The 21,757-nt window shown below is 62.4% G+C and carries 21 protein-coding genes and 1 pseudogene; 14 read left to right on the top strand and 8 right to left on the bottom strand.

All coding sequences use genetic code 11. The features are described 5' to 3' along the window. Positions 1-115 precede the first annotated feature (115 nt). The 4 genes from NLY33_RS29080 (at position 116) to NLY33_RS29065 (ending at position 4,331) form a co-directional block, all read left to right on the top strand. Positions 116-1,315 carry a pyridoxal phosphate-dependent aminotransferase gene (locus tag NLY33_RS29080; RefSeq protein ID WP_023704716.1) on the top strand — a complete coding sequence of 400 codons (1,200 nt, stop codon included), beginning with the start codon at positions 116-118 and terminating at the stop codon, positions 1,313-1,315. A gap of 76 nt (positions 1,316-1,391) precedes the next feature. After that, the gene (locus tag NLY33_RS29075; protein WP_023682726.1) at positions 1,392-2,189 is read left to right on the top strand and encodes an ABC transporter substrate-binding protein; all 798 of its coding nucleotides are present in this window, start codon (positions 1,392-1,394) and stop codon (positions 2,187-2,189) included. 150 nt (positions 2,190-2,339) lie between these two features. Then, entirely contained in the window at positions 2,340-3,014 is a 675-nt protein-coding gene (locus NLY33_RS29070) for an amino acid ABC transporter permease (protein WP_023667812.1), read from the top strand. 45 nt (positions 3,015-3,059) lie between these two features. Next, the gene (locus NLY33_RS29065; RefSeq protein ID WP_023704717.1) at positions 3,060-4,331 is read left to right on the top strand and encodes a cysteine desulfurase-like protein; all 1,272 of its coding nucleotides are present in this window, start codon (positions 3,060-3,062) and stop codon (positions 4,329-4,331) included. An 8-nt stretch (positions 4,332-4,339) separates the two neighbouring features. Here the strand turns inward: NLY33_RS29065 and NLY33_RS29060 are convergent, their stop codons facing one another. The 3 genes from NLY33_RS29060 to NLY33_RS29050 all read right to left on the bottom strand — a co-directional run bounded on the left by NLY33_RS29060 (position 4,340) and on the right by NLY33_RS29050 (position 7,901). Further along, on the bottom strand, positions 4,340-6,301 hold the full coding sequence (locus tag NLY33_RS29060; protein ID WP_023704718.1) for a 3-hydroxyacyl-CoA dehydrogenase NAD-binding domain-containing protein: 1,962 nt from the start codon (positions 6,299-6,301) through the stop codon (positions 4,340-4,342). 224 nt (positions 6,302-6,525) lie between these two features. Next, positions 6,526-7,503: a UDP-glucuronic acid decarboxylase family protein gene (locus NLY33_RS29055; protein WP_023667815.1), complete on the bottom strand. Its 978-nt coding sequence runs from the start codon at positions 7,501-7,503 to the stop codon at positions 6,526-6,528. 179 nt (positions 7,504-7,682) lie between these two features. After that, positions 7,683-7,901: a hypothetical protein gene (locus NLY33_RS29050; RefSeq protein ID WP_023709688.1), complete on the bottom strand. Its 219-nt coding sequence runs from the start codon at positions 7,899-7,901 to the stop codon at positions 7,683-7,685. Between the two features lie 68 nt (positions 7,902-7,969). Here NLY33_RS29050 and NLY33_RS29045 point away from each other — a divergent pair. After that, positions 7,970-9,249, top strand: a pseudogene (locus NLY33_RS29045) (nucleotide sugar dehydrogenase). A gap of 31 nt (positions 9,250-9,280) precedes the next feature. After that, on the top strand, positions 9,281-10,300 hold the full coding sequence (locus NLY33_RS29040) for an NAD-dependent epimerase (protein WP_023704720.1): 1,020 nt from the start codon (positions 9,281-9,283) through the stop codon (positions 10,298-10,300). A 70-nt stretch (positions 10,301-10,370) separates the two neighbouring features. Here NLY33_RS29040 and NLY33_RS29035 read toward each other — a convergent pair whose 3' ends face one another. After that, positions 10,371-11,267, bottom strand: a complete 897-nt coding sequence (locus tag NLY33_RS29035) for an AraC family transcriptional regulator (protein ID WP_023708112.1) — start codon at positions 11,265-11,267, stop codon at positions 10,371-10,373. A 147-nt stretch (positions 11,268-11,414) separates the two neighbouring features. Between NLY33_RS29035 and NLY33_RS29030 the strand changes: the two genes are divergently transcribed. Further along, positions 11,415-12,140, top strand: coding sequence for an SDR family oxidoreductase (locus NLY33_RS29030; protein ID WP_023682721.1), 726 nt, complete (start codon positions 11,415-11,417; stop codon positions 12,138-12,140). A gap of 86 nt (positions 12,141-12,226) precedes the next feature. Here NLY33_RS29030 and NLY33_RS29025 read toward each other — a convergent pair whose 3' ends face one another. The 3 genes from NLY33_RS29025 to NLY33_RS29015 form a co-directional block, all read right to left on the bottom strand. Further along, a complete protein-coding gene (locus tag NLY33_RS29025; RefSeq protein WP_023708113.1) occupies positions 12,227-12,457 on the bottom strand; it encodes a helix-turn-helix domain-containing protein in 231 nt (76 codons plus the stop codon). A gap of 22 nt (positions 12,458-12,479) precedes the next feature. Further along, positions 12,480-13,226 (bottom strand): IclR family transcriptional regulator, encoded by a 747-nt coding sequence (locus NLY33_RS29020; RefSeq protein WP_023667822.1) that lies wholly within the window; start codon positions 13,224-13,226, stop codon positions 12,480-12,482. A 266-nt stretch (positions 13,227-13,492) separates the two neighbouring features. Next, complete coding sequence (locus tag NLY33_RS29015; protein WP_023667823.1) at positions 13,493-14,362, bottom strand: helix-turn-helix domain-containing protein; 870 nt, start codon at positions 14,360-14,362, stop codon at positions 13,493-13,495. A gap of 92 nt (positions 14,363-14,454) precedes the next feature. Between NLY33_RS29015 and NLY33_RS29010 the strand changes: the two genes are divergently transcribed. Beyond that, the gene (locus tag NLY33_RS29010; RefSeq protein ID WP_023704721.1) at positions 14,455-15,999 is read left to right on the top strand and encodes a 4-hydroxyphenylacetate 3-hydroxylase N-terminal domain-containing protein; all 1,545 of its coding nucleotides are present in this window, start codon (positions 14,455-14,457) and stop codon (positions 15,997-15,999) included. A gap of 6 nt (positions 16,000-16,005) precedes the next feature. Continuing rightward, positions 16,006-16,515, top strand: coding sequence for a flavin reductase (locus NLY33_RS29005; RefSeq protein WP_023667825.1), 510 nt, complete (start codon positions 16,006-16,008; stop codon positions 16,513-16,515). A 10-nt stretch (positions 16,516-16,525) separates the two neighbouring features. Here NLY33_RS29005 and hpaR read toward each other — a convergent pair whose 3' ends face one another. Then, positions 16,526-16,921, bottom strand: coding sequence for a homoprotocatechuate degradation operon regulator HpaR (gene hpaR, locus NLY33_RS29000; RefSeq protein WP_023704722.1), 396 nt, complete (start codon positions 16,919-16,921; stop codon positions 16,526-16,528). Between the two features lie 201 nt (positions 16,922-17,122). Here hpaR and NLY33_RS28995 point away from each other — a divergent pair, with 201 nt between their 5' ends. Genes NLY33_RS28995 through hpaH form a run of 5 tightly spaced genes read left to right on the top strand, consistent with a single transcriptional unit; the run spans position 17,123 to position 21,741 of the window. Continuing rightward, positions 17,123-17,509: a 5-carboxymethyl-2-hydroxymuconate Delta-isomerase gene (locus tag NLY33_RS28995; RefSeq protein WP_023704723.1), complete on the top strand. Its 387-nt coding sequence runs from the start codon at positions 17,123-17,125 to the stop codon at positions 17,507-17,509. 11 nt (positions 17,510-17,520) lie between these two features. Next, positions 17,521-19,038, top strand: a complete 1,518-nt coding sequence (gene hpaE, locus NLY33_RS28990) for a 5-carboxymethyl-2-hydroxymuconate semialdehyde dehydrogenase (protein WP_023704724.1) — start codon at positions 17,521-17,523, stop codon at positions 19,036-19,038. A 14-nt stretch (positions 19,039-19,052) separates the two neighbouring features. Continuing rightward, complete coding sequence (gene hpaD, locus NLY33_RS28985; RefSeq protein ID WP_023704725.1) at positions 19,053-20,033, top strand: 3,4-dihydroxyphenylacetate 2,3-dioxygenase; 981 nt, start codon at positions 19,053-19,055, stop codon at positions 20,031-20,033. Positions 20,034-20,062: 29 nt separating this feature from the next. Then, positions 20,063-20,938, top strand: coding sequence for a fumarylacetoacetate hydrolase family protein (locus tag NLY33_RS28980; RefSeq protein ID WP_023704726.1), 876 nt, complete (start codon positions 20,063-20,065; stop codon positions 20,936-20,938). Continuing rightward, entirely contained in the window at positions 20,932-21,741 is an 810-nt protein-coding gene (gene hpaH / locus NLY33_RS28975) for a 2-oxo-hept-4-ene-1,7-dioate hydratase (RefSeq protein WP_023710038.1), read from the top strand. The genes NLY33_RS28980 and hpaH overlap by 7 nt, the downstream gene beginning before the upstream one ends. Positions 21,742-21,757: the final 16 nt, after the last annotated feature.

The raw sequence follows: 21,757 nt of genomic DNA, 5'->3' as shown, positions 1-21,757 counted from the left end.
TTTCCTTGAAAAGCGCCGCACATTGGATAGCATCCAAAGTGGATGGCGACTGTCGTGCCGGTGGGGCTTGCCGGGCAGTCCGTCGTGGTGCTCCGGGTGGGAGGGGTTTCAGTCCTTGTCGTTCATACTGCCCCAGTCATCGTCCAGCGCGCGCTATGCGTTCGACGGCGTGCGCGCCCAGATCCGTGACCTGCACACTGAAAACATCGCCAACCTTGCCGTGCGCGCCCGAGAACTGGGCGACGTGATCGCGCTCTGGTACGGCGAAGGCGACATGGTGACGCCGGCCTTCATCCGCGATGCCGCGAAGGCCGCCTTCGATGAAGGCCAGACGTTCTACGTCCCCAACATGCGTGGCCAGGGGCCACTGAACGAAGCCCTGGCCGAGTATCAGACGCGCATCCACGGCCGGTCTATCCCGATTGCGCGCACCACCGTCACGCCCGGCGGTATGCAGGCGCTGTACCTGGCGCTGGAACTGCTGGTCGATACCGGCAGCAACGTCGTCTATGTCGCGCCGCAATGGCCCAACATCCACAACGCCATCCATCTGATCGGCGGCGAGCCAAGGCCGTTTTCGCTCGACTTCAAGGGCGACTGGCATCTCGATCTCGACCGGCTGTTCGCCACTTGCGATGCGCGCACACGCGCGATCCTCCTGTCGACGCCGTCCAACCCGACCGGCTGGACCGCGTCGCGCGAGGAGATGCAGGCGCTGCTCGACTTCAGCCGGCGCACCGGCATCTGGATCATCTCCGACGAGGTCTATGGCCGGCTCTATTTCGACGGCAATGTTGCTCCTTCCATCCTGCAGATCGCCGAGGATGGCGACCGGGTGCTGTCGGTCAACAGTTTTTCGAAGGCGTGGGCGATGACCGGCTGGCGCATCGGCTGGCTGACGCATCCGTCGGGGGTGGCCGACCAGCTTGGCGCCATGACGCAGTACATCAACAGCGGCACCGCCGCGCCTATCCAGGCAGGCGCTGTCGCCGCCATCCGCCAAGGCGAGCCGCTGGTCGAGGAGATCAGGCAGCGGATCAAAACCGGCCTCGACCTTGCCTATGACAGGCTGGCACAGATTCCCGGCATCATCCTGCCGACGAAACCGCGCGGAGGCATGTATGCCTTCTTTGCCATGGACGGCGAAAGCGACGCCCGGCAGGCCTGCGCCAGGATACTGGAGACGGCGCGCGTCGGGCTGGCTCCCGGCCACCTCTTTGGAAATTCGGCAGCGGCCTTCCTGCGGATGTGCGTGTGCCGTGAACGCGACCAGATAGCGACCGCGCTCGAGCGCATGGTCGCCGCCATGAATTGACGCCCCGCTGGGAGGTGGGACGGCAACAAACCGTGCGGGAGCAAACCCGCCCGATCACAACCAGAGGGAACACAAAATGAGCTTCACTCGTCGCAACCTGCTTCTTCTCGCCGCCACGATCGGCATCGCTGCCGGCCCGGCCACCGCCTTTGCCGCCGATGTGCTCAATGTCGGCGCCTACCCGACCAATCCGCCCTTCGAATACAAGAACGAGAGCGGCACTTTCGAGGGCTTTGAAGTCGACATCGTCAACGAAGCGGCCAAGCGTGCCGGCATGACCACCGACATTGCCGACCTCGGCTTCCAGGCGCTGTTCGCGGCTGTCAGTTCCAACCGCATCGATGTCGCGATCTCCTCGATCACCATCACGCCGGAGCGACTGAAAACGCTGTCCTTCACCCAGCCCTATTATGACTCCGACATGGGCATTGCGACGAAGACCGATAGCGCTGTTAACACCGAGGCCGACCTCAAGGGCAAGATCGTCGGCGTGCTTTCAGGCTCGACCGGCGAGACCTGGGTCAAGGCGCATCAGGAGGCTGACGGCTACAGCGACGTGAAGGGCTATGACACGCAGCAGAATCTTCTGCTCGACCTCAGCGCGGGCCGCGTGGACGCCGCCGTCAGCGATATTCCGGGCATGGAATACTCCTTCACCAAGATGAAGGACCTGAAGGTCAAGCAGCGCATCAAGACCGGCGAACAGTACGGCCTGATGATGAGCAAGGACCATCCGCTGCTCGGCAAGCTGAACGACGCGCTGACCGCGATGAAGAAGGACGGAACGCTGGCCGCGATCCACAAGAAGTGGTTCGGCAGCGACGCGCCAGCCGATTCCTCGACGGTCAAGGAAATGCCGCTGCCCAAGGCCTGACCGGCAATGCACTTAAATCGTGCCGGCTCCCGGGCCGGCACGATTCATTTCACGCTCCGGCGCCTGCTGCCGCACGGATAGCCTCATGGGAGGCAAGGTCGATTGGTTTTAACTTGAGCATCCTTTGCTCTGGGGTTCGGGAACGCTCCCATGTCGCTAATCGACACCTTCTTCAATCCTGACGTGATCATGTCCAGCCTGCCGGCGCTGTTGCGTGGCTTCCTGAACACGCTGCTGCTCGGCATTTTGAGTATCGGCATCGGCATTCCCATCGGCCTGGGGATCAGCCTGTTGCGGCTCTATGCGCCGAAGCCGCTGCGCTGGCTGGCGGTCGGCTACACCGACATCTTCCGCGCCCTGCCGGTGCTGGTGGTGCTGATCCTGATCTATTATGCGCTGCCCTTCCTCGGCATCCGTCTGTCGTCCTGGGCCTCCGCCGTGACGGCGTTCGCCATCATCATGTCGGCCTATTCAGCAGAAGTGTTCCGCTCCGGCATTGAGAGCATTCCGAAAGGCCAATTCGAGGCAGCACAGGCGCTCGGCCTGCCTTTCCTTTTGACCTTGCGCAAGGTGGTGCTGCCGCAGGCGATCCGCGTCGTCATCCCGCCGATGACCAGCAATTGCGTCTCGATGTTCAAGGACACGTCGCTCGCTTCCACCGTTGCGCTGCCTGAACTGTTGAAGGAAGCGACCAACGCGCAGTCGCTCTATGCCAATCCCTCGCCGCTGATCGGCGCCGCTTTGGTCTATCTCATCTTCCTCTGGCCGATGGTCCGCCTCGTCAGCCTGCTCGAAGACCGCTTCAAGACCGAGAAGACGCGCTGACCTCATCAACCGTCCCGCTTCCCAAGCCATTCGCAGGAGATACAGTTGAGCAATTACCAAGCCGCCGGCGGCTTTCCGGTCGACACCATCCGCGCCATGTTTCCGGCCTTGCAGCGCGCCGGTGATTTCATCTTCATGGACAACGCCGCCGGCGCGCAGATCCCGCAGAGCGTGCTCGACGCGGTGACCAACCACCTGGTCTCGCACAATGTGCAGCGCGGCGGACGTTACGGCCGCAGCGTCGCGGTCGACCAAACGGTCGCCAATGCGCGCGAGAGCGTGGCCTTGCTGATCAACGCCTACAGTCCGTCGGAAATCTGCTTCGGCATGAACGCCACCTCGTTCATTCGCCTGGTCAGCCTCGGCATCGGCCAGATGCTGGCCAAGGACACAGAGCGCGACGAGATCGTCATCACCGATATGGACCACGACGCCAACATCGCCACGTGGCTGGCGCTGGAGCCCGCCGGAGCCAAGTTCAAATGGTGGCGCATGCGCGAGGACGGCAACCTGCATGTCGACGACCTCAAGCCGCTGGTTTCCGATCGCACCCGTCTCGTCGCCTGCACGGTGACCGCGCATTCGATCGGCTCGATCGTCGACGTCGCTTCGGTGGCCGCGATCGCGCATGCGGCTGGCGCCGAAGTGTTCCTTGACTGCGTGCATTACGGACCGCACGGGCTGATCGACGTGCAGGCCTGGGACTGCGACTATCTCGTCTGCTCCGGCTACAAGAATTTCTCGCCGCATATGGGCTTTCTGTGGGGCCGCTTCGAAACGCTGAAGCGGCTACCGACCTTCCGCGAGGATTTCATCCCCGACGAGCCGCCTTACAAGGTCGAGGCCGGCACCTTCATCTACGAGAACGTCTCAGGCATGGATGCCGCGGTGCAGTACCTGGAACTGATCGGCCGCAATCTGGCGCCCTCCAACAACCGCTCGCGGCGCGACAACATCGTTGCCGGCATGGGCGCTATCCGCGACTACGAAGTGCTCCTGGCGCGTGAGATGCTCGCGGTGCTCAAAGCTTGCGGCGCGACCATTTACGGGGTTTCGGAAGAGACCCGCATCAAGGAGCGCGTGCCGACCTTCTGCTTCAACATCGGCAAGCTGTCGCCGCAGCGGATCGTCGAGGAAATGGCTGAGATGCAGATCGGCATCCGCGACGGCCATATGTATGCGCCCCGGTTGATGAAGCGTCTCAACCTGTCGATGGACAGCGGCGCCATCCGCGCCTCGCTGGTCCATTACAACACGGTCGACGAGGTCAGGCGTTTCGGCCAGGCGTTGCGCGCCGTCGTAGCCAAGCTGTCGTAGCTTGTCCGTCAGATGTCTCCGGCGTGGAACATCGGCCCGCCCTTGTGGGCCGGGAAGCCATAGCCGTTGATCATCACCAGATCGATGTCGGAGGCACGCGCCGCGATGCCTTCGGCAAGCAAGGCCTTGCCCTCTTCGGCCATTGCCGCCAGCAAGCGCGTGACGATCTCATCGGGCGAAAAGCGGCGCGGCACGATGTCCTTGGCCGCTCGCACGGCCTCGATCAGCGCCGTTACTTGCGGGTCGCTCCTGCGTTCGCCGTCCGAATAATCGTACCAGCCGCGCCCGGTCTTGCGGCCGAAGCGGCCGGCCTCGCACAGCCGGTCGGCGATTTCGACATAACGTGCTTGCGGATCGCGCATCGCCGCCTGTCGCTTGCGCCGCGCCCAGGCTATCTCCAGCCCAGCCATATCGTTGACCGCGAAGATCCCCATCGGGAAGCCCCAGGCCTCCAGCGCGGCATCCACCTCATCGGGTGCTGCGCCATCCTCCACCATGAACTCCGCCTCGCGGCGGTAGGCGGAATAGATGCGGTTGCCGATGAAACCCTCGGTAACGCCGCACACGACAGGCAGCTTGCCGAGCTTCCTGACGAAGGCGATCGCCGAGGCGAGCACATCGGGCGCCGTCGCCGCGCAATCCACCACTTCGGTTAGCCGCATGACGTTGGCCGGGGAGAAAAAATGCAGGCCGACGATCCGTTCGGGCCGGGCGGTTGCCGAGGCGATCTCGTCGGGGTTGAGGTAGCTGGTGTTGGTCGCAAGGATGGCGTCCGGGCGGACGATACGTTCGAGCTTCCGGAAGAGTTCGGTTTTTACCGCGAGATCGTCGAACACCGCCTCGATGACCAGATCGGCCTGCGCCAGCCTGTCGGCTTCGCTGGCCGCTTCAAACCGGCTCAGCGCCTCCCTGCGCGCATGATCGGTGAGACGGCCGGATTGGACTGACTTGTCGAGAAGGCCGGCGATACGCGCGTATCCTTTTGCCGCGGCGTCGTCCGTCTGCTCGACGCCGATTACGCCATAGCCGGCATTCAAGGCCGAGACCGCGATGCCTGCACCCATCAGGCCGGTTCCGACGATACCGACGGTCTCGACCTTGCGAGGCGTGATACCCTCCAGCCTGTCGACTTTGCTGGCTTGCCTCTCGGCAAAGAAGACGTGGCGCAACGCTGCCGCCTCGCGAGAATCCCGGAGGCGCAGGAAGGTCGCGCGTTCGTGCACAAGACCGTCCTCAAGTCTGGCCGTGGACGCGGCCCGGACCAGTCTCACGGCCTCTGCAGGCGCGATCTGTCCACGGCTGCGGGAAAGCACCTTTCTTGCGGCTGCCGCGTCGGCCTCAGGTTGCGAGCGCGGGACGGAAAGCGCACCCGTGCGCCGCAGCGGTTGGCCAACGAGACGGCGGGCGACATCGAGCGCGCCTTCGGGAAGATCGTCCGCAATGGTATCGATCAGACCGAGAGCGAGAGCTTCGTCGGCATTTGCGGGCCGACCCGTGCCGATCAGGTCAATTGCGGCGACCGTGCCGATGAGGCGGGGCAGGCGTTGGGTTCCGCCGGCCCCGGGCACTAACCCGAGCTTGACCTCGGGCAGGCCGAAGCTGGCCGCCTTGCTGGCCACCCGGTAGTGGCAGGCCAGCGCAATCTCGCAGCCGCCGCCGAGCGCCGCGCCGCCTACTGCCGCGACGATCGGTTTGGCGAAGCTCTCCATCGCTTCGATCACGTCAGGCAGTGTGGGCCCGATAGCGGGCTTGCCGAATTCCTTGATATCGGCGCCACCGATGAAGGTGCGCCCAATGGCGGTCAGCACCACGGCAGACACTTCATCCGACGCCGCACGCCCAAGCGCAGCCATCAGTCCGGCCCTGACATGGAGGGACAGCGCGTTGACCGGCGGATTTTCGATCGTGACGATGAGAACGCCATCGACGATCTTGCCTGTGACACTCTCGGAAAATCGTGCTGTGTTCATGGAGTTTTAATCCGGAACAACGGCAAATCTTCCTCCTCCTTCTGCTCTCCGCCAAATGCCGGTGTCCCGGCTCGGACGGATGAAGCGCCATGGATCTTCAAAATAATTTCAAGCTTAAAATAATTAGAATTCGAAAAACTTCAAGCCTACCGGAGTCGACTGCAAAAGGCGTCGCTACCACGACGGTGATCGGTCAGACTTGACGGTTGCACTGCGGTGCCGGGTCAAGGCGAGTTTGTGGAAACCTTCGGCAGCAGGGCTTTGAAATAGTCGATCGTCTGTTGCAGCCCGGCTTCTAAAGTCACCGTCGGCTCCCAGCCGACAAGCCTTTTGGCAAGGGTGATATCGGGCTGGCGGTGCCGCGGATCGTCTTGCGGAAGATCGCGGTAAATTATATCCGAACCTGATCCGGTCATCTGCGTCGTCAGTTCGGCCAAGCGCCTGATCGTTACTTCCCTTGGATTGCCGATGTTTACTGGACCGGTCACCTCCGGCCCCGTATCCATGAGGCGCAGCATGCCGCTCACCAGGTCGTCGACGTAGCAAAACGACCTTGTCTGTGAGCCGTCGCCGAAAATGGTTATCGGTTCACCACGAAGCGCCTGCACGATGAAATTTGAGACAACCCTGCCGTCTGCCGGGTGCATGCGCGGCCCGAACGTATTGAAAATCCGCGCGACCTTGACCCACAAGCCATGTTGTCGGTGATAGTCGAAGAACAGCGTTTCGGCGCAGCGTTTGCCTTCATCGTAGCATGAGCGCGGCCCGATCGGGTTTACATTGCCCCAGTAACTCTCGGGCTGCGGATGCACAGACGCGTCACCATAGACCTCACTGGTGGAGGCCTGAAAGACTTTGCATTTCAGCCGCTTTGCCAATCCAAGAACATTGATGGCGCCGTGCACGGCGGTCTTGATCGTCTGAACCGGGTCGTACTGGTAGTGAACAGGCGAGGCCGGACACGCCAGGTTGTAAATCTCATCGACTTCGACGTAGAGCGGAAAGGTCACGTCATGGCGCATGAATTCGAAGCGGGGATGCTTGGCCAAATGGTCGATATTGCGCTTTGATCCGGTGAAAAGGTTGTCGACACACAAGATTTCGTCGCCTCGTTCCAACAGGCGGTCAATAAGATGCGAGCCGATAAACCCTGCGCCCCCGGTAACGAGAATGCGTCTGCGGCTGTCATAGAGTCTGGCCAATTTCTGCTCCCAGGCAAATGCTGATCGACCAGATATCGGTCGCCACACGCAGGATACGACGTGTCCGCAGCCAATGCACAAGGACCAAACTGAAATTTCGCAGATCCGCTCGGTGCCGATGCGAATTCCGATCCGGGCATTTGGTTTGATCAGAAGGCACGATTGAGGCCGATAGTGACCTATGGATTGGCAGCAGAGAATATCAGCCCTGTCGTCAGGGCCGCCGCTGCGTAGATGGCCGGCAGAACCTGACGGTTCACCCCAATCCGCAGCAGAGAGTGGCTCGAAACCCGATCCTGCTGGATTTTATCCACAACATCGATGACATCGGCGGATGGCAACATGAAAAAAACGGTGACGCCTATTTGCGTGAGACATTCCTCTTCGCGATAGAGCATCGTTGAATTGGCCAACAGCCTGCCATACAAGCACGTCGGCTCAACAGGTGGCTCGAGGAACCCCACGGATGTCCGAACGCATTGCAGTTATCGGCCTGGGTTATGTCGGCCTGCCGGTAGCCATTGCCTTTGGGAAGGTTTTCCCCGGCACCATAGCTTTTGACATCAGCGAGCGTCGGATCGGGGAATTGCGTGGCGGCGTCGATCGTACGGGGGAAGTTGACGCAACGGCGCTCAAGGAGACCTCGATAGGGCTGACCACCGACCGGGAGATGTTGAAAGGCGCTACTTTCTTCATCGTCGCCGTGCCAACCCCTATCGACGCAAATCGCGCTCCCGATCTAGCTTCTTTGAAACTGGCGTCCGAACTCGTCGGCGAGGCGGTGAGCAAAGGCGCCGTCGTCGTTTTTGAGTCGACAGTCTATCCAGGTGTGACCGAAGATTTCTGTGGGCCGATCATCGAGCAGGTTTCCGGCCTGCGACATCCCCGCGACTTTGCCCTCGGCTATTCGCCCGAACGCGCCAACCCCGGCGATCGGGAACACTCGCTGCAAAAGATCGTCAAAGTCGTCTCCGGCGAGAATAACGAGACGCTGGAGCGCGTCGCGAACGTTTATGGCCGTATCATCGATGCCGGCGTCTACCGCGCCCCGTCGATCAAGGTGGCCGAGGCAGCGAAGGTTATCGAGAACACCCAGCGCGATCTGAACATCGCGCTGATGAACGAACTGGCAATGATCTTCGAGCGGCTCGATATCCGGACGCAGGATGTTCTTGATGCTGCGTCGACGAAATGGAACTTCCTTCCCTTCAAACCGGGGTTCGTCGGCGGCCACTGCATCAGCGTCGATCCATATTATTTGACCGCCAAGGCCGAGGCCGAAGGTTACCATCCGCAGATCATCCTCGCCGGACGTCGCATCAATGACGGCATGGGGGCCTTCGTCGCCCAGCAGGTTGTCAAACGGCTGATTGGTTCTGACACGCCCGTCAAAGGGGCTTCTGTCGGCATTCTCGGGCTGACATTCAAGGAGGACGTGCCGGATTTGCGCAACAGCCGCGTTTTCGACATGGTCAAGGAACTAAGGCAGTTCGGAATTGTCCCCAAAGTCCATGATCCCCTTGCCGATGTCGAAACCGCTCGGCGTGATCACGGCGAAACAATCCTGCCGCTCGATGAGATAAACGATTTGCAGGCGCTTGTTCTGGCGGTGCCTCACAGGCAATATCTCACCAACGAAAGAGCGCGTCTTTTTCAAATGATCAGGCCGGGGGGACACTGTTCGATGTCAAGTCGGCCATCAAGCCCAATGAAGTTCCCGACAACATAAAATACTGGAGCTTGTAAAGCTCGCCTGAAATTAACGCTAGGATATGCAGTGACATCAAGCAGGCCGATACTGATCACCGGCGCAGCCGGGTTCATAGGGTTTCATCTTTGCCTGAGGCTGCTTGCCGAAGGAGGCCAGGTTATCGGCCTCGACTCCATGAACAAGTATTATGACGTCAGCCTGAAGCAGGCTCGTCTCGAGCGGCTGAAAGCGTTTTCGAATTTTTGTTTCGAGCATGCCGATCTCACGGAGCGGGACCGTATTTCGGAGCTCTTCCTTTCGGCCGCGCCGGAGGTTGTCGTCAATCTCGCGGCGCAAGCCGGCGTACGCTATTCGATCAGCAATCCGCACGCCTATGTGGAAAGCAACCTCAGCGGCTTTGTCAACATCCTGGAAGGATGCCGGCAGGCGTCCGTCGGCCATCTGGTCTATGCATCGTCGAGTTCGATTTATGGCGGCAGCACCCGCATGCCGTTTTCCGTGCACGATCCGGCGGACCATCCGCTCAGCCTTTACGCCGCAAGCAAGAAGGCGAACGAGCTGATGGCGCACACATACAGCCATCTGTTTGGACTGCCGACCACCGGGCTGCGTTTTTTCACCGTCTATGGTCCGTGGGGGCGGCCGGACATGGCGCTGTTCATCTTCGCCAAGGCTATCCTCGCCGGCGAGCCGATCGAGGTCTTCAACTATGGCAACATGCAGCGGGATTTCACCTATATCGACGACATTGTCGAAGGTATTATCCGCGTCATGCAGCAACCCGCGACACCCAATCCTGAGTGGAAAAGTGTCGCGCCAGACCCAGCGACCAGCAACGCCCCGTTCAGGATTCACAACATCGGCGGCAATTCGCCCGTTCAACTGAACCGATTGATCGAGGTGCTCGAAGACGCGCTGGGACGCAAGGCAAACCGCAACCTCAGGCCACTTCAGCCAGGCGACGTTCCGGCAACTTTCGCCAATGTCAGCTCGCTCGAGGAGGCGACCGGCTTCAAGCCCAAAATCCCGATCGAAATAGGGGTTCCGCGCTTTGTCGAATGGTACCGGGAGTTCTACCGAGCATGATCGGACGCTTCGCCACCTGGAGGCGGCTGGCTCCTGACCAGCCATGGCTGGCGCATGCCGCTCGGAAAACTCAATAAGCCGCAGCCGAACTGGGTGTTGCCTGAAGGCGGTCAATATCTTTCCGGGGCGGCGCACCGAACAGGCGACGATATTCTCGGCTGAACTGCGAAGGGCTGTCATAGCCCACCGCGAACCCGGCCGTGCCTGCGTTTGCGCCGCCGGCAAGCATAATCCTTCGCGCCTCCTGCAGGCGCAGCTGCTTCTGGTATTCGAGCGGGGTCATGCGCGTAATCGCCTTGAAATGGGCATGAAGGGACCACGCGCTCATGCCTGATGCCGCCGCAATCTCTTCGATGCGCAGTTGTGCCTGGAAATGATTGCGGATCGTGGCGATGGCGCGGCTGACCTGGTTCAGGTGGCTGTCCACCGACGCCATCTGGCGAAGCGTGTCACCGTGCGGTCCGGTGAGGAGCCGGTAAAGGATTTCGCGTTCGATCAGCGGCGCCAGCACGGTGACGCTCTCGGGGCGATCGAGCAGCCTGACAAGCCGACAGGCGGCATCAATCAGGTCGGGGTCACTTGGATAGGCAGCTAACACCGGCAGATCCCTGCTGGGGGATGCACGTCCTTCTTTCACAAGCAGTTCGGCCAGCGCGGTGGAATCAAAATCTATCTTGCAACAGAGGTAGGGCGCCGCCGGGCTCGCCTCCAACACATGCCCGACCAGCGGCAGGTCGACCGAGACGAGCAGGTAGCTCGATGCGTCATAGACCACGCTCTGGTCGGCCAGCGAGACGCGCTTCGATCCTTGGGCGATTATGCAAAGCGACGCCTCGTAGACCGCAGGCACGGGTGCACTGGGCTGGTTGGCGCGAATGAGCGACAGCCGCGGCACCGCAGTGCCGGCCATGCCAGATTTCGGCGCAAAGCGGGTGATCAGCTCGGCGAGTTCATTGATTTTCTCCATGCCGCATAAATCTTCATGGCGCGAAATGTTGCAAGGCATTTCGAGTTCATTTGGAGGATCGTGCAAACTCTTTGGACGATCACGCTACCGGCCTTTGCCGGTTCGCGCCATCTATCTCCCCGTCACCGCAGCGAAAAAGGAACGATCATGACGGGACTTAAAGACAAGGTTGTACTCATCACCGGCGCCTCCAGCGGCATCGGCGAAGCGACGGTTCGGGAACTTGCCGGTGCCGGCGCCAGACTGTTCATCGGGGCCCGCCGCACCGAGCGGCTCAAGGCGCTGGCCGCAGAAATAGGCAAAGGCGTCGCGTGGCGCGAACTCGACGTGACTGACGCGGCGAATTTCGACGCCTTTGCCGATGCCGCTCATGCCGAATTCGGGCAGATCGATGTGCTGGTCAACAATGCCGGCGTCATGCCGCTGTCGCCGCTTGCCGCGCTGAAGCGCGATGAGTGGTCTCGCATGATCAATGTCAACATCGGCGGCGTGCTGAACGGGATCGCCGCGGTGCTGCCGCGCTTCGTCGCCCAGAAGAATGGGCATATCGTCAATGTCGCCTCGGTCGGCGCGCATATCGTGCTGCCCACCGCGGCGGTCTATTGCGGCACGAAATATGCCGTCTGGGCAATCACGGAGGGGCTGCGGCAGGAGCATGACGACATCCGCGCCACGATCATCTCCCCCGGAGTGACCGCAACCGAACTGGGCGACGATATCAGCGATCCTCAGGTCGCCACGGCTCTGAAAGAATGGCGGCAGAAGTCGCTCACACCGGACGCCATTGCACGGGCGATCCGTTTTGCGCTTGATCAACCCGATGGCGTCGACGTCAACGAAGTGATCGTGCGGCCAACCGCTGCCAATATGTAGAACTTGCTGCCGGATGCCGGCTTTCGGCGAGCTACGGCGCTCTCCAAGATCCGGCAAACGGCCCACCCCTTAATGCACCACCGCCCTCAGCCTCTGGCGCAACTCCCGCGGGCCACATCGTACCGGCTCTCGAACGCGCGCGAAAAATGCGCACTCGAATTGAACCCGCAGGCAAAGGCGATTTCCGAGATCGTGGGCGACGCGCGGGCGGGCGACAACAATTCTTCCTTGCTGCGCTCCAGCCGCCTGTCCCAGACGAAGCGTTCCGGTCTCGCGGCAAGGCCGGTGCGCCGCTGGGAACTTAACCCGCTAATCATCTCCCCTGCGACGGTAGAGATGTCAGGCTTCGCCGGCCAGGCGCGCTGAAATCAGCCGCGCCGCCTGGATCACCGCTTCGCCCTGGCTGGCTGCCATGCTGTCATCGGCGCGTGACACAGGCGAGGCCACCGCGAGCGCACCGAGAGGACGCCCATCGGAGCCGAGGATTGCCGCGGCTATGCTGTGCACGCCTTCTTCATAGCCTTGGGAGCTCGAGGAATAGCCGCGCTTGGCGGCAAGCCGGATCGCCTTCATCAGCCTTTCGGGCTGCGTCACCGTGTGTGGCGTGAAGGTCGGCAACGGCTTGTCGACATAGGCCTCGGCCGCTTCCCGAGGCGAAGCGGCGAGAAAGGCGATGCCGGAGGCGGTGCCGTGCAAGGGCAGCACCTGGCCGACATCGACATTGACCCGGTTGGCCTTTGCCGAGAGCTCGACATGGACCGTCAGCAGTGCGCCGGCGCTGAATTCCGACAGATGCACCGTCTCGCCGGTTTCCAGCGCCAGCTCGCGAACCACAGGTGCTGCCACGCGCACGAAGGGAAAATGCGCGTCGCGAAAGCGGGCCAGCCGCGACAGGCCGGCGCCGAGCCGGTAGCGGCGGCTTGCCGGCTCTTGTTCGATCAGGCGGTGGTCGGCCAGCGCCATCAGCAGGCGCCGCGCCGTTGCCTTGTCGAGGCCGGTTTTGCGGGCGAGCTCGGACAGGCCGATCTCCGGTTCGCCGAGCGTGAACTGCTCCAACAGCGATATCGCTTTGCCGACTGTGCTCATCGTGCATCCTCAAGATACTTCGCATGGGACGGAAGCCAATCCACCTTGCAGTCCGCTCATAGCACGTAAATTGGTGGTTCAAATAACGAACCGTTTGGAAGCGACAAAAAACACCAGCAAGTTTCGCGGCGACATCAATCTCGATGCGCCGCGCCGTGCGGGGTGATGCTGCGCGGCAACACCTATCAACAGGTGGATCAACTCGGCGGCGCCGTGCCTGGCCGGCGTGTCGGCCCAAACGCCTGATCCTGGCCGGCGCGGAAGCTTCAACTCTGCCCCAGCTGCGCGCGGCGCCAGGCGGCGGGCGCCTGGCCAACCCGCTCCCGGAAGAAGCGTGAGAAATAGGCCGGATCTTCGAAGCCGATTTCGTAGGCGATGTCCTCGACGGTGCGCACGGTGAACAGCAGCAACCGCTTGGCCTCCAGCAACCGTCGCTCGCCCATGAGCCGCTTGACGCCGCTGCCAAGCACCGTATGGGCGGCCTTGTCGAGAAGATGCGGTGTCGTGGCCAGCGCCCCGACGTAGCGGTCGACGGGCCAGTTGTCGCGGAAATGCGCATCGACCAGACGGCGCAAGCCGCGCGCCAATGCAGCATCGGAAGAACCGGTGGCATCCATTACCTCGGGACCAAGGCGCGCGATGTGCGAGAGCGCGACGGCGATCAGCGCCGGCAGGGTCTTGTCACTGCCGGCCTGCGCCTCGGCATATTCGGCGGCGATCATCTCCAGCACCGCCGCCAGCCTTTTCCACGCGACGTGCTGAGGAAGGCTATCGGCAAAGACCGGCCGGTCCAATGGCAGCAGGCTGTGAGCGGCTATTGCCGCAAGCGCATCATCGGCGACCGAAACGACGATGGCGTCGGTGCCGGGCCCGATCGAGAAGCCATGCACGATGGTGCTCGGCACGAAGCTGACGGCCGGTGCCGAAAAGTCCCAGGATTGGTCTTCGATGCGGTAGGTGCCGGAGCCGCTGGTCCAGTAGGTGATCTGGCCCATTTGCGGATGCTTGTGCGCGGCAACCTGGCCGAGATGAATGTTGCTGCGCGCAAGCACCGTCTCGACATGCAGGAAGCCGACATCAAGCGGCCGCACCGGCTCGCCATAGACAAAGAAATCAGGAATGGAATTGAGGCTCATGGCGCCGGAAAAAGTCCAATCGGTTTTGCCGTTACGTCCTAACCGATCCTTGCCAGGAGCGCTAGAGTTGATGCCATAAGTGGAGGAACATCATGCGATCGGAAGACTTTCGTGCCGACAATGGGCGCCCGTTCACCGGGGCCGAGTATCTGGAGAGCTTGCGCGACGGCCGCGAGGTCTACATCAACGGCGAGCGCATCGCCGATGTCACCACCCATCCGGCGATGCGCAATTCGGCGCGGTCGCTGGCGCGCCTCTATGATGCGCTGCACGATCCCAAGCGGCAGGGCACGCTGACCTCGCCTACCGATACCGGTTCGGGCGGCTACACCCACAAATATTTCCGCGTCGCCAAATCCTCCGGCGAACTCGCGGCCCAGCAGACCGCGATCGCCGAGTGGTCACGCATGTCCTATGGCTGGATGGGCCGCACGCCCGATTACAAGGCGGCACTGATGAACACGCTCGGCGCCAATGCCGACTGGTACGGCCCGTTCAAGGACAATGCGCTCGCCTGGCACAAGCGTGCGCAGGAAGCCGTGCTGTTCATGAACCACGCCATCGTCAACCCGCCGATCGACCGCCACAAGCCGGCCGAACAGGTGAAGGATGTCTTCGTCCACATCACCAAGGAGACCGACGCCGGCATCTATGTCTCCGGCGCCAAGGTGGTGGCGACGTCCTCGGCGCTGACCCACTACAATTTCCTGGCGCAGAGTTCGGCGACGGTCACCGAAGATCCGTCGCTGTCGGTCATGTTCATCGTGCCGATGAATGCGCCGGGGGTAAAGATGTTCTGCCGCGTCTCCTATGAGCAGACGGCCAACACGGCGGCGGCTCCGTTCGACTATCCGTTGTCGTCGCGCTTCGACGAGAACGATGCCATCCTGGTGCTCGACAATGTCTTCATCCCCTGGGAGGACGTGCTGGTGCTGCGCGAGGCGCAGAAAATCCTGTCCTTCCATCCGGCTTCGGGCTTCATGCATGGCTATTGCTTCCAGGGCTGCACACGCTTTGCCGTCAAGCTCGACTTCCTCGCCGGCCTGCTGGCAAAGGCGCTGCGCGCCACCGGCGGCGATGCCTTCCGCGGCAACCAGGCGGCGCTGGGCGAGGTCATCGCGCTCAGGCACATGTTCTGGAGCTTTTCCAACGCCATGGCCTACAATCCGATCCCCTGGGCGAATGGCGCTGTCCTGCCCAACCTGGAAGCAGCCCTTGCCTACCGGACTTTCATGTCGGAAGCCTATCCGCGCGTCATCGACACGGTGCGCCGGGTGATCGCCTCCGGCTTGATCTACCTGCCGTCATCGGTGCGCGACTTCAACAATCCCGAGATCGACAAATACCTCGCGCAGTATGTGCGCGGTTCCAACGACATGGGCCATGTCGAGCGCATCAAGATCATGAAACTGTTGTGGGACGCGACCGGCACCGAGTTCGGCGGCCGCCACGCGCTCTACGAACTCAACTATGCCGGTGCGCCGGAAGAGGTGCGGCTGCAGGTGCTGAAGGGCGCCGAACGCGGCGGCCGGCTGAAGGCCATGGAAGAACTGGTCGATACCTGCATGGCCGACTATGACGAGAATGGCTGGACGGGAGATACCTGGCTCAATCCGCTCGCTTCATCGGCGGGGTGATGTCAGATGGCCACGCAGATTTCGAAGGCCGATTTCCGCGACGCCATGGCAAGGGTCTGCGCGCCGGTCAACATCGTCACGACAGATGGCCCGGCCGGGCGCGGCGGCTTCACCGCCACCGCCATGTGCAGTGTGTCGGACGAACCTCCGACACTGCTGGTGTGCATGAACGGCCGCTCGACGCAGGCGGCCATGTTTCTCGCCAACCGGCGCTTCTGCGTCAACGTGCTGACGCATGACCATATGCACCTGGCCGGCAAGTTCGCCGGCGCGACCAGGGACATGGAGGCACGCTATTCGGCGGCGCGCTGGCAAACGCTGACCTCGGGGACGCCAGCGCTGTCCGATGCGATCGTCAATTTCGATTGCGAGATCGAGGATGTGCACATCGTCGGCACGCATAATGTCATGATCGGCCGCGTTATCGACGTCAGGCACGGCAGCGGCGGCTCGGCCTTGCTCTATGTCGACCGCAATTACACGCAGCCGACGCGGCTTGGCAGCTTTGGCGGCTGAGCCGCAGCAATCAGCTCTCGCCGGCGATCAGGCTCTCCAGCAGATCGAGCAATTGCTCGAGCCTCTCATGTCCGAAGCGCTGTTCGATGTCGCGGTAGATGACGAGGCGTTCCGGCGACAAGGCATCGATCAGGGCGGAACCCGCCGGGGCGATCGTCAGCACGACACGGCGGCCATCGCCTTCCGCCTTGTTGCGGGTGATGAATTTTCGGCCCTCGAGCGTCTTGATGATGCGTGTCAGGCTGGGCGGCAGCACCGAAGCGCGATCGGCAAGTTCCGTCGCCTCGACAGGGCCGGCCTCGCTCAGAACGCGCAGCACGCGCCATTGCTGTTCGGTCACATCATGCGCCGCCAGCATTGGACGAAACCGCGCCATCACCACTTCGCGGGCATGGAGCAGCGCCATCGGCAGAGAACGACGGGTGTTTTCAGGCAGCAAGAAGCAGCGTCCCCAATGATGCGGGCGGTCGGCGGGACCGCACGCCAAAACCTGACCTTTCCATCCCGTATCGTCGCCTCAACTTGGATGCAAGGCTTGACTTCAGTGATGCTGCATGTAATTAACGCGTTAACTACAGCAGTGGAACAATACGGGGAGCGAGACGCGGTGCCTCACTTTTCCATCGAGTATTCGGCCAACCTCGATGCCAAGGTCGACATGAGCGAATTGTGCGCGCTGGTGTTGCGCACCGTGCTCGGCACCGGGCTGTTTGAAACCGGCGCGGTGCGGGTGCGGGCCTTCCGCGCGGAGGCCTATGCGATCGCCGACAGCTTACCGGAAAACGCCTTTCTCGACATGTCGTTTCGCATTGGAACCGGCCGCAGTGCCGAGAACAAGAGACGAACCGGGGAGGCGGTCTTCTCCGCCGTGAGCGAATACCTCGCCCCCCTGTTCGAGACCCCGCATTTCGCTCTTTCCCTGGAGATCAGGGAAATCGATCCGGTCCTGAGCTGGAAGAAAAATGCAATCCACCCGCGACTGCGCGGCAAGTGACGGAAGCTGATATGTCCGACCTCGAAGGCAATCTGAAAAAGGCCGAGGCCTATCTGGCCCGTTTCAAGCGCGACGGCGTGCTGAACCAGATCGGCGGCGAAGCGGTGCCGGCGGTGGATGGCTCGACCTTCGAGGCCATGTCGCCGGTCGATCTCAAGCCGCTGGCCAAGGTCGCGCGTGGCAGCGCCGCCGATATCGACCGCGCCGCCAAGGCGGCAAAGGCGGCGTTCCCGGCCTGGGCCGCCATGCCGGGCGACGGGCGCAAGAAGCTGCTGCACAAGATAGCCGATGCGATCGAAGCGCGCGCCGAGGAGATCGCCTTCGTCGAGTGCATGGACACCGGCCAGGCGCTGAAATTCATGGCCAAGGCCGCGCTGCGCGGCGCCGAGAATTTCCGCTTCTTCGCCGACCGCGCGCCGGAAGCGCGCGACGGCGAGACGCTGCGCACGACAGGCCAGGTCAACATCACCACGCGCGTGCCGATCGGCCCGGTCGGCATCATCACGCCGTGGAACACGCCGTTCATGCTGTCGACATGGAAGATCGCGCCGGCGCTGGCGGCAGGCTGCACCGTCGTCCACAAGCCGGCCGAATTTTCGCCGCTGACCGCTCGCCTGCTGGTCGAGATCGCGAAGGAGGCCGGCCTGCCGAAAGGCGTGTGGAACCTGGTCAACGGCCTCGGCGAGCACGCCGGCAAGGCGCTGACCGAGCACCCTGACATCAAGGCGATCGGTTTTGTCGGTGAGAGCCGCACCGGCTCGATGATCATGAAACAAGGCGCCGATACGCTGAAGCGCGTGCATTTCGAACTGGGCGGGAAGAACCCGGTGATCGTCTTCGCCGACGCCGATCTCGAACGTGCGGCGGATGCGGCCGTGTTCATGATCTACTCGCTCAACGGCGAACGCTGCACCTCATCGTCGCGGCTGCTGGTCGAAGCCTCGGTCTACGACACATTCACGGATCTGGTTGCGGAGAAGGCAAAGCGCATCAAGGTTGGCCATCCGCTCGATCCCAAAACGGTGGTTGGTCCGCTGATCCATCCGGTGCACGAGGAAAAGGTGCTTTCCTATATCGAGATCGGCAAATCGGAAGGCGCGGTGGTAGCCGCCGGCGGCGGCAAGTTCGCCGGTCCGGGCGGTGGCTGCTATGTCAGCCCGACGCTGTTTACCGGCGCCACCAACAGGATGCGCATTGCCCAGGAAGAGATTTTCGGGCCGGTGCTGACCGCCATTTCCTTCAAGGACGAGGCCGAAGCGCTGGCGCTGGCCAACGACACCCAATACGGCCTGACCGGCTATCTCTGGACGTCGGATGTTACCCGCGCCTTCCGCTTCACCGATGCGCTGGACGCCGGCATGATCTGGGTCAATTCGGAGAATGTGCGGCATTTGCCGACGCCGTTCGGCGGCGTCAAGAATTCCGGCATCGGCCGCGACGGCGGCGACCATTCCTTCGATTTCTACATGGAGACGAAGAACATCGCCTTCGCCACTTCAGCGCACACGATCCAGAAACTCGGCGGCTGACCGGAGGACATCGCATGCCACTGCCCAAACCAAACCTCTATCCCGCCTTCAACATCGTGCGCCTCAGCCATGTCGAACTGGCGGCCACCGACCTTGCGAAATCCCGCGCCTTCTATGTCGACACGCTCGGCCTGCAGGTTACCGACGAGACATCGGACGCCATCTATCTAAGGGCCCTGGAAGAGCGCGGACACCACTGCATCGTGCTGAAGAGGGCCGGCAGCGCCGAAGCACGCGATCTCGGCTTCAAGGTTTTCTCGGATGAGGATCTCGACAAGGCCGAGCACTTCTTCAAGGCAAAAGGCCTGCCGGTCGAGTGGGTCGAGCGACCGTACCAGTCGCGCACCTTCCGCACCCGCGACCCGCACGGCATTCCGCTCGAGTTCTTTGCCCAAATGGAAAGGCTGCCGCCGATTCATCAGAAATATGCGCTCTACAAGGGCGTGAAGCCGCTGCGCATCGACCACTTCAACTGCTTCTCGCCCAATGTCGACGAGTCCGTCGCCTTCTACAACGAGCTTGGCTTCCGCGTCACCGAATACACCGAGGATGCCAGTAGCGGAAAGCTGTGGGCGGCCTGGACGCACCGCAAGGGCGGCGTCCACGACATCGCCTTCACCAACGGTGTGGGTCCGCGCCTGCATCACGTCGCCTTCTGGGTGCCGACACCGCTCAACATCATCGACCTGCTCGATCTGATGGCGACGACGGGTTACCTCGCAAATATCGAGCGCGGCCCCGGCCGGCATGGCATTTCCAACGCCTTCTTCCTCTATGTCAGAGACCCGGACAATCACCGCATCGAGATCTACTGCTCGGACTACCAGACGGTCGATCCGGATCTGGAGCCGATCAAGTGGGACCTCAAGGACCCGCAGCGCCAGACGCTGTGGGGCGCGCCGGCGCCGAAAAGCTGGTTCGAGGAGGGCAGCACCTTTGCCGGCGCGGCCGCACGCCAACCGGATTTGACGGCGTCGCCGATCATCGCACCGTGACCACAGACGCGAACCTGACGGAGACCGGGATGACTGCACCTGGGCGGCTCGCCACCTTCACCGTCGGCGGCAAGACGCGCTATGGCGTGGTCACAGATAAGGGCGTCGTCGACCTGTCGGCGCGGCACAGCCAGTGGCCGACGCTGCGCGAAGTGATCGAGGCCGGCGTGCTACGGCGGCTGGCGGAAGAGGCCGAAGCCTACGCCGTCGATTTTCCAGTCGGCGCCATCGCTTATGAAATCCCTCTGCCGTCGCCGGAAAAGATCATCTGCGTCGGCGTCAACTACCCGGACCGCAACGAAGAGTACAAGGACGGCCAGGCCGCGCCTTCCAACCCGTCGCTGTTCATCCGCTTCCCCCGCTCCTTCGTCGGCCACGACGCGCCGCTGGTGCGGCCGCCGGAATCGCCGCAGCTGGACTATGAGGGCGAGATCGTCATCGTCATCGGCAAGGGTGGACGACGCATCGCCGAGAGGGATGCGCTTGACCATATCGCGGCACTATCCCTGTGCAACGAAGGCACCATTCGCGATTGGGTACGGCACGCCAAGTTCAACGTCACGCAGGGCAAGAATTTCGACCGCACCGGCTCGCTCGGTCCGTGGCTGGTGCCGTTCACCGACGAGGCGCAGATTGCCGACATCGCGCTGACCACCCGCGTCAATGGCGAATTGCGCCAGCAGGACCGCACCAGCCGGATGATCTTCTCGTTCCGCAAGATCATCGCCTATGTCTCCACCTTCACCACGCTGGTGCCAGGCGATATCATCGTCACCGGTACGCCGACCGGCGCCGGCGCCCGCTTCGACCCGCCGATCTGGCTGAAGCCGGGCGACGTGATCGAAGTCGAAGCCGACGGCATCGGCGTGCTCCGCAACGGGGTCGTCGACGAGGCAGCATCGTGACCCCCGAGCAAGTTGAAGATGCCGCGGCAAGGCTGTTCGAAGCCGAGCGTTCGCGCCGCCAGATCCGTCTGCTCAGCCTCGATTTTCCCGACGCGACGATGGAGGATGCCTATCGCGTCCAGGCAGCGCTGGTGAAACGCAAGACCGATGCCGGGCTGACCCCGAAGGGCTGGAAGATCGGCCTGACATCGAAGGCGATGCAATATGCGCTCGCCATCGACACGCCGGATTCGGGCGTGCTGTTCGACGACATGTTCTTCAACGACGGCGCGACGATACCCGTCGGCCGCTTCATCCAGCCGCGCGTCGAGGCCGAGATAGCCTTCGTCATGAAGGCGCCGCTGAGGGGCCCAGGCGTGACCATCTTCGACGTGCTCAACGCCACCGATTATATCACGCCGGCGCTCGAAATCCTCGACACGCGCATCGAACGCGTCAATGCCGAGACAAAGAAGGCGCGCACTTTCTTCGATACGATTTCCGACAACGCCGCCAATGCCGGCATTGTCATCGGCGGTCGGCCGCAACGACCCGATGAAGCCGATATGCGCTGGATCGGCGCCATCGTCTCGCGCAATGCGGAGGTCGAGGAGACCGGGCTTGGCGCCGGCGTGCTCAACCATCCGGCGATGGGCATTGCCTGGCTGGCGGACAGGCTCGCCCGCTACGGCATGTCCATCGCGGCCGGCGAGGTGGTGCTGTCCGGATCGTTTGTGCGCCCGGTCGAGGCGCGGCCCGGCGATACCATCGTCGCCGACTTCGGCAGCTCGGGAACGGTCAGCATCCATTTCGCCAAGAGCTGACGGCTCTCATCGGCTC

The organism is Mesorhizobium sp. C432A (assembly GCF_030323145.1).
Classification (GTDB): Bacteria; Pseudomonadota; Alphaproteobacteria; order Rhizobiales; family Rhizobiaceae; genus Mesorhizobium.
The sequence above is the reverse complement of the archived record's forward strand: the minus strand, read 5'-3'. Positions and strand labels throughout refer to the sequence as shown.

Excerpts from the sequence above, each read along its gene's own strand:
- NLY33_RS29015 (WP_023667823.1), bottom strand. The coding sequence starts at position 14,362 with ATGAGCCTCAATTCCATTCCTGATTTCTTTGTCTATGGCGAGCCGGTG.
- NLY33_RS29050 (WP_023709688.1), bottom strand. The coding sequence starts at position 7,901 with ATGCTCTATCGCGAAGAGGAATGTCTCACGCAAATAGGCGTCACCGTT.
- NLY33_RS28980 (WP_023704726.1), top strand. The coding sequence starts at position 20,063 with ATGACTGCACCTGGGCGGCTCGCCACCTTCACCGTCGGCGGCAAGACG.
- NLY33_RS29060 (WP_023704718.1), bottom strand. The coding sequence starts at position 6,301 with ATGAACACAGCACGATTTTCCGAGAGTGTCACAGGCAAGATCGTCGAT.
- NLY33_RS29020 (WP_023667822.1), bottom strand. The coding sequence starts at position 13,226 with ATGAGCACAGTCGGCAAAGCGATATCGCTGTTGGAGCAGTTCACGCTC.
- hpaD (WP_023704725.1), top strand. The coding sequence starts at position 19,053 with ATGCCACTGCCCAAACCAAACCTCTATCCCGCCTTCAACATCGTGCGC.
- hpaR (WP_023704722.1), bottom strand. The coding sequence starts at position 16,921 with ATGGCGCTGCTCCATGCCCGCGAAGTGGTGATGGCGCGGTTTCGTCCA.
- NLY33_RS29075 (WP_023682726.1), top strand. The coding sequence starts at position 1,392 with ATGAGCTTCACTCGTCGCAACCTGCTTCTTCTCGCCGCCACGATCGGC.
- NLY33_RS29070 (WP_023667812.1), top strand. The coding sequence starts at position 2,340 with ATGTCGCTAATCGACACCTTCTTCAATCCTGACGTGATCATGTCCAGC.
- NLY33_RS29030 (WP_023682721.1), top strand. The coding sequence starts at position 11,415 with ATGACGGGACTTAAAGACAAGGTTGTACTCATCACCGGCGCCTCCAGC.
- NLY33_RS29005 (WP_023667825.1), top strand. The coding sequence starts at position 16,006 with ATGGCCACGCAGATTTCGAAGGCCGATTTCCGCGACGCCATGGCAAGG.
- NLY33_RS29035 (WP_023708112.1), bottom strand. The coding sequence starts at position 11,267 with ATGGAGAAAATCAATGAACTCGCCGAGCTGATCACCCGCTTTGCGCCG.
- hpaE (WP_023704724.1), top strand. The coding sequence starts at position 17,521 with ATGTCCGACCTCGAAGGCAATCTGAAAAAGGCCGAGGCCTATCTGGCC.
- NLY33_RS29025 (WP_023708113.1), bottom strand. The coding sequence starts at position 12,457 with ATGATTAGCGGGTTAAGTTCCCAGCGGCGCACCGGCCTTGCCGCGAGA.
- NLY33_RS29010 (WP_023704721.1), top strand. The coding sequence starts at position 14,455 with ATGCGATCGGAAGACTTTCGTGCCGACAATGGGCGCCCGTTCACCGGG.